This is a genomic window from Streptomyces chryseus (assembly GCF_014650755.1).
Taxonomy (GTDB): Bacteria; Actinomycetota; Actinomycetes; order Streptomycetales; family Streptomycetaceae; genus Streptomyces; species Streptomyces chryseus.
Genome location: NZ_BMVO01000009.1, coordinates 82,500 through 95,427, shown reverse-complemented (window position 1 = coordinate 95,427; position 12,928 = coordinate 82,500). Strand labels below are relative to the sequence as shown.

The window sequence follows — 12,928 nt, the reverse complement described above, 5'->3', positions numbered from 1 at the left end:
GATGTGGGTAGCGACTACCAGCGGTAGTGCGCGAAGGCCTTGTTGGACTCGGCCATCTTGTGGGTGTCCTCACGCTTCTTGACGGCAGCGCCAAGACCGTTCGAGGCGTCGAGCAGCTCGTTCATGAGGCGCTCGGTCATGGTCTTCTCGCGGCGGGCGCGGGAGTAACCCACGACCCAGCGCAGCGCGAGGGTGGCCGCACGACCGGGCTTGACCTCGATCGGCACCTGGTACGTCGCGCCACCGACACGGCGGGACTTGACCTCGAGCGAGGGCTTGACGTTCTCAAGCGCGCGCTTCAGCGTGATGACCGGGTCGTTGCCGGTCTTCTCGCGGAGGCCTTCCATGGCGCCGTACACGATGCGCTCGGCGGTGGAACGCTTGCCGTCAAGCAGAATCTTGTTGATCAGCGACGTGACAAGAGGAGAGCTGTAGACCGGGTCGATGATGACCGGGCGCTTCGGGGCGGGGCCCTTACGAGGCATTCTTACTTCTCCTTCTTGGCGCCGTAGCGGCTGCGGGCCTGCTTGCGGTTCTTGACACCCTGGGTGTCGAGCGAACCACGGATGATCTTGTAGCGAACACCCGGCAGGTCCTTCACACGGCCACCACGCACGAGCACGATGGAGTGCTCCTGCAGGTTGTGTCCCTCACCCGGGATGTAAGCAGTGACTTCGATCCCGCTGGTCAGACGCACACGCGCGACCTTACGCAGGGCCGAGTTCGGCTTCTTCGGGGTGGTCGTGAACACACGCGTGCAGACGCCGCGACGCTGAGGGGAACCCTCAAGTGCGGGCGTCTTGTTCTTCTCGACCTTGTCCTGTCGGCCCTTGCGGACCAGCTGCTGGATCGTAGGCACTACTTCTCCGGTTTCTGTGTGCCGATCACTGTGAAACTAACCTGGAACACCTCCGACCCACGCGGTCGGGTGTGTCGAACACTGGAAGCCCCTACCGAAGCAGAGAAATCGCAGATTGCGGCGTGTTTTCTTCCTGGCTCCCCGAGCGGACATAAGCACGCGCGCGACAGCCGGGACACACCCCAGGCACAAGGTCTGACTGTACCTACCTCATCGACTCCGGTCAAAACAAATGCCGTGCACCACAACACGCCGGACTTCTGGCAGCAGCGCCCCCACAAGAGAGGCCGGCAACGCCGAAGGGCGGCCACCCCTTCCGGGGTGACCGCCCTTCTCAAGCGTCTCGCTTACTGGTTGTACGGACCGTAGTCGTAGTCCTCCAGCGGAACGGCCTGGCCGGAGCCGGTGCCGAACGGCGAGTAGTCGATGTCGTCATAGCCGACGGCCGAGTACATCGCGGCCTTGGCCTCCTCGGTCGGCTCGACCCGGATGTTGCGGTAGCGGGACAGACCCGTACCGGCCGGGATGAGCTTACCGATGATGACGTTCTCCTTGAGGCCGATCAGGGAGTCGGACTTGGCGTTGATCGCCGCGTCCGTCAGAACCCTGGTCGTCTCCTGGAAGGACGCCGCAGACAGCCACGACTCGGTCGCCAGCGAGGCCTTGGTGATACCCATCAGCTGCGGACGGCCGGAGGCCGGGTGGCCGCCTTCCGTGACCACACGACGGTTCTCGCCCTCGAAGCGGCCGCGCTCGACGAGCTCGCCCGGAAGCAGCTCGGCGTCGCCCGACTCGATGATCGTCACGCGGCGGAGCATCTGCCGGATGATGATCTCGATGTGCTTGTCGTGGATCGACACACCCTGGCTGTTGTAGACCTTCTGGACTTCGCCGACCAGGTGGACCTGGACCGCGCGCTGACCGAGGATCCGCAGCACGTCGTGCGGGTTGGTGGCACCCACGGTGAGCTTCTGGCCCACCTCGACGTGGTCGCCCTCGCCCACCAGCAGACGGGCACGCTTCGAGATCGGGAACGCCGTCTCGTCGCTGCCGTCGTCCGGGGTGACGACGATCTTCTTGGTCTTCTCGGTCTCCTCGATACGGATGCGGCCGGCCGCCTCCGAGATCGGGGCGACACCCTTGGGCGTACGAGCCTCGAAGAGCTCGACGACACGGGGCAGACCCTGGGTGATGTCGTCACCGGCCACACCACCGGTGTGGAAGGTACGCATCGTCAGCTGCGTGCCGGGCTCACCGATGGACTGGGCGGCGATGATGCCGACCGCCTCACCGATGTCGACCAGCTTGCCGGTGGCCAGCGAGCGGCCGTAGCAGAAGGCACAGGTGCCGACCGCGGACTCGCAGGTCAGGACCGAGCGGGTCTTGACCTCCTCGACGCCGTGCATGACCAGCTGGTCGATGAGCACGTCACCGAGGTCGACGTTGGCCGGCGCGATGACCTTGCCGTCGATGACGACGTCCTCGGCGAGCATGCGTGCGTACACGCTCGTCTCGACGTCGTCCGTCTTGCGGAGGATGCCGTCGGCGTCCTTCTCCGCGATCTTCAGCTTGAGGCCGCGGTCGGTGCCGCAGTCCTCCTCGCGGATGATCACGTCCTGCGAGACGTCCACCAGACGACGGGTCAGGTAACCCGAGTCGGCGGTACGCAGGGCGGTGTCGGCCAGACCCTTACGGGCACCGTGGGTGGAGATGAAGTACTCCAGCACGGACAGACCCTCACGGAACGACGCCTTGATGGGACGGGGAATCGTCTCGTTCTTGGCGTTCGACACCAGACCACGCATACCGGCGATCTGACGCATCTGCATCATGTTTCCTCGGGCACCCGAGTCAACCATCATGAAGATGGGGTTCGTCTTGGGGAAGTTCGCGTTCATCGCCTCGGCAACCTCGTTGGTCGCCTTGGTCCAGATCGCGATGAGCTCCTGAGTGCGCTCTTCCTTGGTGATGAGACCGCGCTCGTACTGCTTCTGGACCTTCTCGTCCTGCGCCTCGTAGCCCTTGACGATGGCCTTCTTGGCCTCGGGCACGACGACGTCGGAGATGGCCACGGTGACGCCAGAACGGGTCGCCCAGTGGAAACCGGCCGCCTTCAGGTTGTCGAGCGTCGCCGCCACGATGACCTTGGGGTAGCGCTCCGCCAGGTCGTTGACGATCTCGGAGAGCTGCTTCTTGCCCACCGAGTAGTCGACGAACGGGTAGTCCTCGGGCAGCAGCTCGTTGAAGAGCGCGCGGCCCAGCGTGGTGCGCAGCCGGAAGCTGTCACCCTGCTGGAACTCTCGCTCCCCGACGCCGTCGTCCCCTCCCTCGGCGACCGGCGGCACCCAACCACGCGGCGGGATGGTACCCACCGGGAAGCGGATGTCGACCTTCGCCTGGAGCGACAGCTCGCGGTTGTCGAACGCCATGGTCGCCTCGGCGGTCGAGCCGAAGCTACGGCCCTCACCGATGACCTTGCGCTCTTCCTCATCGGTCGTGAGGAAGAACAGGCCCAGCACCATGTCCTGGGTCGGCATGGTGACGGGACGACCGTCGGCCGGCTTCAGGATGTTGTTCGAGGACAGCATCAGGATGCGGGCCTCGGCCTGCGCCTCCGCGGAGAGCGGCAGGTGCACGGCCATCTGGTCACCGTCGAAGTCCGCGTTGAACGCGGTGCAGACGAGCGGGTGGATCTGGATGGCCTTGCCCTCGACCAGCTGCGGCTCGAAGGCCTGGATGCCGAGGCGGTGCAGCGTCGGCGCACGGTTCAGCAGCACCGGGTGCTCGGCGATGACCTCTTCGAGCACGTCGTACACGACCGTGCGGCCGCGCTCGACCATGCGCTTCGCCGACTTGATGTTCTGCGCGTGGTTCAGGTCGACCAGGCGCTTCATCACGAACGGCTTGAAGAGCTCCAGCGCCATGGCCTTGGGCAGACCGCACTGGTGCAGCTTGAGCTGCGGGCCGACGACGATCACGGAACGCGCGGAGTAGTCCACACGCTTGCCGAGAAGGTTCTGACGGAATCGACCCTGCTTGCCCTTGAGCATGTCGGACAGCGACTTCAGCGGACGGTTGCCGGGGCCCGTGACCGGGCGACCACGACGGCCGTTGTCGAAGAGCGCGTCGACGGCCTCCTGAAGCATGCGCTTCTCGTTGTTCACGATGATCTCGGGAGCGCCGAGGTCAAGGAGTCGCTTGAGGCGGTTGTTGCGGTTGATCACGCGGCGGTACAGGTCGTTCAGGTCGGAGGTCGCGAAGCGGCCACCGTCCAGCTGCACCATCGGACGCAGGTCCGGCGGGATGACCGGCACGCAGTCGAGCACCATGCCCTTGGGGCTGTTGCTCGTCTGCAGGAACGCGGAGACGACCTTGAGGCGCTTGAGCGCACGGGTCTTCTTCTGGCCCTTGCCGGTACGGATGATCTCGCGGAGCCTCTCGGCCTCCTCCTCGAGATCGAACGACTCGAGACGCTTCTGCAGAGCAGCCGCGCCCATGGAGCCGTCGAAGTACGTGCCGAAGCGGTCGCGCAGCTCGCGGTAGAGCAGCTCGTCGCCCTCGAGGTCCTGGACCTTGAGGTTCTTGAAGCGGCTCCACACCTCGTCGAGACGGTCGATCTCGCGCTGCGCACGGTCGCGCAGCTGCTTCATCTCACGCTCGGCGCCTTCGCGCACCTTGCGGCGCACGTCGGCCTTGGCGCCCTCGGCCTCGAGCTCGGCCAGGTCGGTCTCGAGCTTCTTGGCGCGGGCCTCGAGGTCGGCGTCGCGACGGTTCTCGACCTGCTGACGCTCGACGGAGACGTGCGCCTCCAGGGACGGCAGGTCGCGCGTACGGCGCTCCTCGTCCACGAACGTGATCATGTACGCGGCGAAGTAGATGACCTTTTCGAGGTCCTTCGGCGCGAGGTCCAGCAGGTAGCCCAGGCGCGACGGGACGCCCTTGAAGTACCAGATGTGGGTGACGGGTGCGGCCAGCTCAATGTGGCCCATCCGCTCACGACGCACCTTGGCGCGAGTGACCTCGACGCCGCAGCGCTCGCAGATGATGCCCTTGAAGCGGACACGCTTGTACTTACCGCAGTAGCACTCCCAGTCCCGGGTCGGGCCGAAGATCTTCTCGCAGAAGAGTCCGTCCTTCTCGGGCTTGAGCGTGCGGTAGTTGATGGTCTCCGGCTTCTTCACTTCGCCGTGCGACCAGGTCCGGATGTCGTCCGCGGTGGCGAGGCCGATCCGCAGCTCGTCGAAGAAGTTGACGTCGAGCACTTGTCGTCAATCCCTCTTTCGGGGTCGAGAGTCAATCATGGTCTGAACGGGTCCGGGGAGAGCCGGCCGCTGCGGTGAAGCAGCGGCCGGACAACCCGTCAGACCTCTTCGACGCTGCTCGGCTCGCGCCGGGACAGGTCGATACCGAGCTCTTCCGCAGCGCGGAAGACGTCCTCGTCGGTGTCGCGCATCTCGATGGACATGCCGTCCGAGGACAGCACCTCCACGTTGAGGCACAGGGACTGCATCTCCTTGATGAGCACCTTGAAGGACTCGGGGATGCCGGGCTCAGGAATGTTCTCGCCCTTGACGATGGCCTCGTAGACCTTCACGCGGCCGGTGACGTCGTCGGACTTGATGGTCAGCAGTTCCTGGAGGGCGTACGCGGCGCCATAAGCCTCCAGCGCCCACACCTCCATCTCACCGAAGCGCTGGCCACCGAACTGGGCCTTACCACCCAGCGGCTGCTGGGTGATCATCGAGTACGGACCGGTCGAACGCGCGTGGAGCTTGTCGTCGACCAGGTGGTGGAGCTTGAGGATGTACATGTACCCGACCGAGATCGGGTCCGGGAACGGCTCGCCCGAGCGGCCGTCGAACAGGTTGGCCTTGCCGGACGGCTGGACCATCCGGTTGCCGTCGCGGTTCGGGATCGTGGACTCGAAGAGACCGGAGATCTCGTCCTCGCGCGCACCGTCGAAGACCGGGGTGGCGACGTTGGTGCCGGCGGCGACCTCGTCGGCGCCGATGACCTTGAGGCGCTCCATCCACTCCTCGCTGCCCTCGACCTTCCAGCCCTGACTGGCGAGCCAGCCCAGGTGGATTTCGAGGACCTGCCCCGGGTTCATTCGGGACGGGACACCCAGCGGGTTGAGGATGATGTCGACCGGGGTGCCGTCCTCCATGAACGGCATGTCCTCGATCGGCAGGATCTTCGAGATGACGCCCTTGTTGCCGTGACGGCCGGCGAGCTTGTCACCATCGGTGATCTTGCGCTTCTGCGCGACGTAGACGCGCACCAGCTGGTTCACGCCCGGCGGCAGCTCGTCGCCCTCTTCGCGGTCGAAGACGCGGACGCCGATGATCTTGCCGACCTCACCGTGCGGCACCTTCAGCGAGGTGTCGCGCACCTCGCGCGCCTTCTCACCGAAGATCGCGCGGAGCAGGCGCTCCTCCGGCGTCAGCTCGGTCTCACCCTTGGGCGTGACCTTGCCGACGAGGATGTCACCGGCGACGACCTCGGCACCGATACGGATGATGCCGCGCTCGTCGAGGTCCGCGAGGACCTCCTCGGAGACGTTCGGGATGTCCCGGGTGATCTCCTCGGGGCCGAGCTTGGTGTCACGGGCGTCGACCTCGTGCTCCTCGATGTGGATCGAGGAGAGGACGTCGTCCTGCACCAGGCGCTGGCTGAGGATGATCGCGTCTTCGTAGTTGTGGCCCTCCCACGGCATGAACGCCACGAGCAGGTTCTTGCCGAGCGCCATCTCACCCTGCTGGGTGGCCGGCCCGTCGGCGAGGACCTGGCCCTCGACGACCCTGGCGCCCTCGTCCACGACAACCTTCTGGTTGACCGAGGTGCCCTGGTTGGAGCGGGAGAACTTCGCGATCCGGTACGTGGTGTACGTACCGTCGTCGTTGGCGACGGTGACGTAGTCCGCGGAAACCTCCTGGACCACACCGTCCTTCTCCGCCTTGATGACGTCACCGGCGTCGACCGCGCAGCGGTACTCCATGCCGGTGCCGACGAGCGGAGCCTCGGACGTGATCAGCGGCACGGCCTGACGCATCATGTTCGCGCCCATGAGCGCGCGGTTGGCGTCGTCGTGCTCGAGGAACGGGATCATCGCGGTCGCGACCGACACCATCTGGCGCGGCGAGACGTCCATGTAGTCGACGTCGTCGCCGGGGATGTAGTCGATCTCGCCGCCACGGCGGCGGACCAGGACGCGCGACTCGGTGAAGCGCATGTCCTCACCCAGCGTCGCGTTCGCCTGGGCGATCACGAAGCGGTCTTCCTCGTCGGCCGTCAGGTAGTCGACCTCGTCGGTGACCACACCTTCGGTGACGCGGCGGTACGGCGTCTCGACGAATCCGAACGCGTTGACGCGTCCGTACGAGGCGAGCGAACCGATCAGACCGATGTTCGGGCCTTCGGGAGTCTCAATGGGGCACATGCGGCCGTAGTGAGACGGGTGCACGTCACGGACCTCGAAGCCGGCCCGCTCACGGGAGAGACCACCCGGGCCAAGCGCCGACAGACGGCGCTTGTGGGTGAGACCCGACAGCGGGTTGTTCTGGTCCATGAACTGCGACAGCTGGCTGGTGCCGAAGAACTCCTTGATGGAGGCGACGACCGGCCGGATGTTGATCAGGGTCTGCGGCGTGATCGCCTCGACGTCCTGAGTCGTCATCCGCTCACGCACGACGCGCTCCATACGAGCCAGACCCGTGCGGACCTGGTTCTGGATGAGCTCGCCGACGTTGCGCAGACGACGGTTGCCGAAGTGGTCGATGTCGTCGGTCTCGACGACGATGCTCCGGCCCGACTCGCCGACCGTCTCGACCTCGCCGGCGTGCAGCCGGACCAGGTACTTGATGGTGGCGATGATGTCCTTGCTGGTGAGGACACCCGCGTTCAGCGGCTCGTCGGCGCCGAGCTTCTTGTTCACCTTGTAGCGGCCGACCTTCGCGAGGTCGTAGCGCTTCGGGTTGAAGTAGAGGTTCTCGAGCAGCGTCTGAGCGGCCTCACGCGTGGGCGGCTCGCCCGGGCGGAGCTTGCGGTAGATGTCGAGCAGCGCGTCGTCCTGGCCCTGGGTGTGGTCCTTCTCCAGGGTGGCGCGCATGGACTCGTACTCGCCGAACTCTTCGAGGATCTGCTCGGTGGTCCAACCGAGAGCCTTGAGGAGAACGGTCACGGACTGCTTGCGCTTGCGGTCGATGCGGACACCGACCATGTCGCGCTTGTCGATCTCCATCTCCAGCCAGGCACCCCGGGACGGGATGATCTTGGCCGAGAAGATGTCCTTGTCGGACGTCTTGTCGATGGAGGAGTCGAAGTAGACACCCGGCGAGCGGACCAGCTGCGACACCACGACACGCTCGGTGCCGTTGATGACGAAGGTGCCCTTGTTGGTCATGAGCGGGAAGTCGCCCATGAAGACCGTCTGGGACTTGATCTCGCCGGTCTCGTTGTTGGTGAACTCCGCTGTGACGAAGAGGGGAGCCGCGAACGTGAAGTCGCGCTCCTTGCACTCGTCGATCGAGTTCTTCGGCGGCTCGAACCGGTGGTCGCGGAACGTCAGCGACATCGACCCGGAGAAGTCCTCGATCGGCGAGATCTCCTCGAAGATCTCTTCCAGACCAGACTTGGTGGGGACGTCCTGTCCGCTCTCGAGAGCGGCCTCGACGCGACCCTTCCAAGCGGCATTGCCGAGCAGCCAGTCAAAGCTCTCGGTCTGCAGCGCAAGGAGGTTAGGAACCTCGAGGGGCTCCTTGATCTTTGCAAAGGAGATGCGCAGCGGGGCGGTGCTGGCGCCGTTGTTCGTATTGGAGGTCGAGGCGTTGCGCGAGGCGGCCAAGAGGGGGTCCTTCCGAGGGCTCGGACTCACTACGCGCGTACCGGTCCCAAGCTGGCACAGCGGCAGAATTCCCTGGTCAGGGAAGTCGGCCATCAGATGCTCGAGCGAGGGTATGCCCCTGGTGACGGGCAGGAGGCAGCTAACAGGCAGCGCAAAGGGTCAGTGTAGCCACTTGGCTCACTGATGTCCAGAGCGGGTTGTTTGACACCCTCGCTGTACTCAACTCCTGCGGAAAAGCCATGCGCTCGATGCGCATATCAGTACTGCCCTCTACGCCGCCGATCCATGCCTCGGATCCGGATCGGTATGACGACGCGTCCTGAGAATTGCGCGCCTCGTGCGGTTCGTCAAGGCCCCCGGGCCCTCACGGGGCCTCCCACGGGGCGTACGGCGAAGATCACGATACTCGCCCCGGCGCCAAGAGCAAGGACGACGTCCCGGGAACGCCTGAGGGCGACCACCCGAATGGGTGGTCGCCCTCAGAACGCGTGCAGCTGAGTCAGAGACTCAACAAGGTCACTTGACCTCGACAGCCGCGCCGGCGGCCTTGAGGGACTCGGCGGCCTTCTCAGCGGCCTCCTTGGCGACCTTCTCGAGGACCGGCTTCGGAGCGCCGTCGACGAGGTCCTTGGCCTCCTTCAGACCCAGCGAGGTCAGCTCACGCACGACCTTGATGACCTGGATCTTCTTGTCGCCGGCACCCGTGAGGATGACGTCGAACTCGTCCTGCTCCTCAGCGGCCTCGGCGGCGCCACCAGCGGCACCACCGGCGGGGGCGGCGGCAACCGCGGCAGCGGCGGTGACGTCGAACTTCTCCTCGAAGGCCTTCACGAACTCGGAGAGCTCGATGAGGGTCATCTCTTCGAACTGCGCGAGCAGGTCGTCCTGGGACAGCTTCGCCATGATGGCGTCCTTCCACTAATTCGGCTGGTGCCGATGTACATGTGAGGCGGGCGTACTTCCGGCCCGCTGCGACCGGCGCCTAAGCGGCGACGGTCAAAAAGCGAGCCGAATTACTCGGCACCGCCCTGCTCGGCCTGCTTGGCACGAAGCGCCTCCGCGGTGCGGACGAACTTCGAGGGAAGCGCCTTGAACAGCGAAGCGGTCTGGGACTGCTTGCCCTTCATGGCGCCCGCCAGCTTGGCGAGCAGAACCTCGCGGGACTCGAGGTCCGCAAGCTTCTTGATCTCATCGGCGGACAGCGCCTTGCCATCAAGGACACCGCCCTTGATGATCAGGTTCGGGTTCTCCTTGGCGAAGTCACGAAGACCCTTCGCCGACTCCACCGGGTCACCGGTGATGAAGGCAACCGCCGTCGGACCTGCGAACAGGTCGTCCAGCGTGTTGATCCCGGCCTCGTTGGCCGCGATCTTGGTCAGCGTGTTCTTCACCACGGCGTACTGGGCGTTCTCACCGAGCGAACGACGCAGCGTCTTGAGCTGCGACACGGTGAGACCCCGGTACTCGGTCAGCACGGCGGCGTTCGAGCTGCGGAACTGGTCCGCGAGCTCGGCTACCGCGGCAGCCTTGTCGGGCCTTGCCATAGAGCGTCGGCCTCCTTCCGGGTGATGAGGACCGCTCAGAAGGGGCTGGGAAAAACGAAACGGCCCCGGCGCAGGCGCACGGGGCTGGGCTCGACCGACTGCGCTCGTTGACGAGCGTGTCCGGGAGCTTGCTTTCCACGACACCTACGCGGGTCGTCCGCACCTAGCGGATCCTTCGGCCACCGCACCTTCTTGCGAAGACACAGCAACGACCAGCGGTCTTTGGCTTCTGGGGAAGACTACGCGAAGGGTTCACCCACAAGCAAATCGGGCCCCGCGCCTCCCGGAGGAGGCACGGGGCCCGACAGAGCCACGCAGAGAGCCGTCAGGCCCGTCCCGGTCAGACAGCTGCCGGGTCCTCCTCGACGAGGAGGTTACGGGTGCGGTTCTGGTCCAGCGGGATGCTGGGGCCCATCGTCGTGGTCAGGGCGGCCTTCTTGATGTAGCGGCCCTTCGCGGCGGACGGCTTGAGACGGAGGATCTCCTCCAGCGCCGCGGCGTAGTTCTCGACCAGCTTCGTCTCGTCGAAGGAGACCTTGCCGATGATGAAGTGCAGGTTCGAGTGCTTGTCGACGCGGAACTCGATCTTGCCGCCCTTGATGTCCGTGACAGCCTTCGCCACGTCCGGGGTGACCGTTCCGGTCTTCGGGTTCGGCATCAGACCACGCGGACCGAGCACGCGGCCGAGGCGGCCGACCTTGCCCATGAGGTCCGGGGTGGCGACGACGGCGTCGAAGTCCAGACGGCCCTTCGCGACCTCGTCGATGAGCTCGTCGGAGCCGACGATGTCGGCGCCGGCGGCCTCCGCGGCCGCAGCACGGTCACCGGTCGCGAAGACCAGGACCCGGGCGGTCTTGCCGGTGCCGTGCGGCAGGTTCACGGTGCCGCGGACCATCTGGTCGGCCTTGCGCGGGTCGACACCCAGACGCATGGCGACCTCGACGGTGCCGTCGAACTTCGTGGTGGAGGTGTCCTTGGCGATACGGACGGCCTCGAGCGGGGCGTACAGGCGCTCCCGGTCGATCTTCGCGTCCGCGCTGCGGAAGTTCTTGCTGCGCTTCACTTCTGCTCCTGAGATAAGGGAGGTGGAGTCGTGGTGCGGACCAGCGCTTGGCCCTACCACTGAGGTGCTACGGGGACTTTCAGCCCTCGACGGTGATGCCCATGGAACGGGCGGTACCGGCGATGATCTTGTCCGCGGCCTCGAGGTCGTTGGCGTTCAGGTCGGGGAGCTTGACCGTCGAGATCTCACGCACCTGAGCGGCGGTGAGCTTCGCGACCTTGGTCTTGTGGGGCTCGCCCGATCCCTTGTCCACACCAGCGGCCTTGAGGATCAGCTTCGCGGCCGGCGGGGTCTTCGTCACGAAGGTGAAGGAGCGGTCCTCGTAGACCGTGATCTCCACCGGCACGACCATGCCACGCTGCGACTCGGTCGCGGCGTTGTAGGCCTTGCAGAACTCCATGATGTTGACGCCGTGCTGGCCGAGCGCGGGGCCGACCGGCGGAGCCGGGTTGGCCGCGCCGGCGTTGATCTGGAGCTTGATGAGCCCCGTGACCTTCTTCTTCTTGGGAGGCATTGCTCTCTCCGGGTCCTAGTGAGAGTTTCCTGCCATCCGATCACCGGACGGAGGCATACCGCACAACGATAACGGGTATAGCTGTGCGGCTAAAAACCGAGCAGGTCAGACCGGCTGCGAGAGCCTGTCTGACCTGCTCGGAAGCGGGGGTCCAGAGAAGATCAGTTCTTCTGGATCTGGTCGAAGCTGAGCTCGACCGGGGTCTCGCGACCGAAGATCTCGACGAGGCCCTTGACCTTCTTGGAGTCGGCGTTGATCTCGTTGATCGTCGCCTGGAGGGTCGCGAAGGGACCGTCGGTGACGGTGACCGAGTCGCCCACCTCGAAGTCCAGAACCTGGACCTCCATCTTGCGGCTGGGCGCCGGCTTGCCCTCGGCCTCGGCTGCCTCGCGGGCGGCCTTCTCCTCGGCCTCCGGGGCGAGCATCTTGACGATCTCGTCCAGGGTCAGCGGGTACGGGTCGTAGGCGTTGCCGACGAAGCCGGTGACGCCGGGGGTGTTGCGGACAACGCCCCAGGACTCGTTGGTGAGGTCCATGCGGACCAGGACGTAACCGGGAAGCTTGTTCTGGCGGACGTTCTTGCGCTCGCCGTTCTTGATCTGGACGATCTCTTCCTCGGGCACTTCGGCCTGGTAGATGAACTCCTCGACGTTCAGCGAGACCGCGCGCTGCTCCAGGTTCGCCTTCACACGCTTCTCGTACCCGGCGTACGTGTGGATGACGTACCACTCGCCCGGCAGGGTGCGGAGTTCCTCGCGCAGGGCGGCGATCGGGTCGACCGGCTCGGCGGGGGCCTCTTCGGCCTCTTCCGCGTCAGCGGCTTCCTCGGTCTCAGCCTCGGCCTCACCGGACTCGTCGGCCTCGACGGCTTCGGTGTCGTCGGCCTCGGCGGACTCGTCCGATTCGACGTGCACGGCGGACTCCTCCGCCGGCTCGCCCGCAGCGACGTCAGCAGCTTCCGCCTGGTCCTCGTCGGCCGCCTCGACGATGTCGAGCTGGTCCTCAGCGGACTCCGGGCTTTCGCTCGGCTCAACGGCGTCGTTCAGGTTCGGGTCAGACACGGTGGCTGCTTCTTCCTGGATACATATGGGTGGAACGGCGAAAG

At 65.6% G+C, this 12,928-nt stretch carries 9 protein-coding genes; all 9 read right to left on the bottom strand.

All coding sequences use genetic code 11. From position 1 onward, the window contains the following. Window positions 1–14 precede the first annotated feature (14 nt). The 9 genes from rpsG to nusG all read right to left on the bottom strand — a co-directional run bounded on the left by rpsG (window position 15) and on the right by nusG (window position 12,884). Window positions 15–485 carry a 30S ribosomal protein S7 gene (rpsG, locus tag IE185_RS16315; protein WP_028812383.1) on the bottom strand — a complete coding sequence of 157 codons (471 nt, stop codon included), beginning with the start codon at window positions 483–485 and terminating at the stop codon, window positions 15–17. 2 nt (window positions 486–487) lie between these two features. Continuing rightward, window positions 488–859: a 30S ribosomal protein S12 gene (gene rpsL / locus IE185_RS16310; RefSeq protein ID WP_003948652.1), complete on the bottom strand. Its 372-nt coding sequence runs from the start codon at window positions 857–859 to the stop codon at window positions 488–490. A 347-nt stretch (window positions 860–1,206) separates the two neighbouring features. After that, the gene (locus IE185_RS16305) at window positions 1,207–5,121 is read right to left on the bottom strand and encodes a DNA-directed RNA polymerase subunit beta' (RefSeq protein WP_138894743.1); all 3,915 of its coding nucleotides are present in this window, start codon (window positions 5,119–5,121) and stop codon (window positions 1,207–1,209) included. Window positions 5,122–5,219: 98 nt separating this feature from the next. Further along, window positions 5,220–8,702, bottom strand: a complete 3,483-nt coding sequence (gene rpoB / locus IE185_RS16300; protein ID WP_138894744.1) for a DNA-directed RNA polymerase subunit beta — start codon at window positions 8,700–8,702, stop codon at window positions 5,220–5,222. 516 nt (window positions 8,703–9,218) lie between these two features. After that, the gene (gene rplL / locus IE185_RS16295; RefSeq protein WP_138894745.1) at window positions 9,219–9,605 is read right to left on the bottom strand and encodes a 50S ribosomal protein L7/L12; all 387 of its coding nucleotides are present in this window, start codon (window positions 9,603–9,605) and stop codon (window positions 9,219–9,221) included. A gap of 110 nt (window positions 9,606–9,715) precedes the next feature. After that, complete coding sequence (gene rplJ, locus IE185_RS16290; RefSeq protein WP_138894746.1) at window positions 9,716–10,246, bottom strand: 50S ribosomal protein L10; 531 nt, start codon at window positions 10,244–10,246, stop codon at window positions 9,716–9,718. 340 nt (window positions 10,247–10,586) lie between these two features. Beyond that, window positions 10,587–11,309 carry a 50S ribosomal protein L1 gene (rplA, locus tag IE185_RS16285; protein ID WP_028812390.1) on the bottom strand — a complete coding sequence of 241 codons (723 nt, stop codon included), beginning with the start codon at window positions 11,307–11,309 and terminating at the stop codon, window positions 10,587–10,589. Between the two features lie 79 nt (window positions 11,310–11,388). After that, on the bottom strand, window positions 11,389–11,823 hold the full coding sequence (gene rplK, locus IE185_RS16280) for a 50S ribosomal protein L11 (protein ID WP_028812391.1): 435 nt from the start codon (window positions 11,821–11,823) through the stop codon (window positions 11,389–11,391). Window positions 11,824–11,984: 161 nt separating this feature from the next. Beyond that, window positions 11,985–12,884 carry a transcription termination/antitermination protein NusG gene (nusG, locus tag IE185_RS16275; protein ID WP_138894747.1) on the bottom strand — a complete coding sequence of 300 codons (900 nt, stop codon included), beginning with the start codon at window positions 12,882–12,884 and terminating at the stop codon, window positions 11,985–11,987. Window positions 12,885–12,928 lie beyond the last annotated feature (44 nt).

What these genes read in the sequence shown, in the direction of transcription:
- rplJ (WP_138894746.1), bottom strand. Translation starts at nt 10,246, where the DNA reads ATGGCAAGGCCCGACAAGGCTGCCGCGGTAGCCGAGCTCGCGGACCAG.
- rplL (WP_138894745.1), bottom strand. Translation starts at nt 9,605, where the DNA reads ATGGCGAAGCTGTCCCAGGACGACCTGCTCGCGCAGTTCGAAGAGATG.
- rplK (WP_028812391.1), bottom strand. Translation starts at nt 11,823, where the DNA reads ATGCCTCCCAAGAAGAAGAAGGTCACGGGGCTCATCAAGCTCCAGATC.
- rpsG (WP_028812383.1), bottom strand. Translation starts at nt 485, where the DNA reads ATGCCTCGTAAGGGCCCCGCCCCGAAGCGCCCGGTCATCATCGACCCG.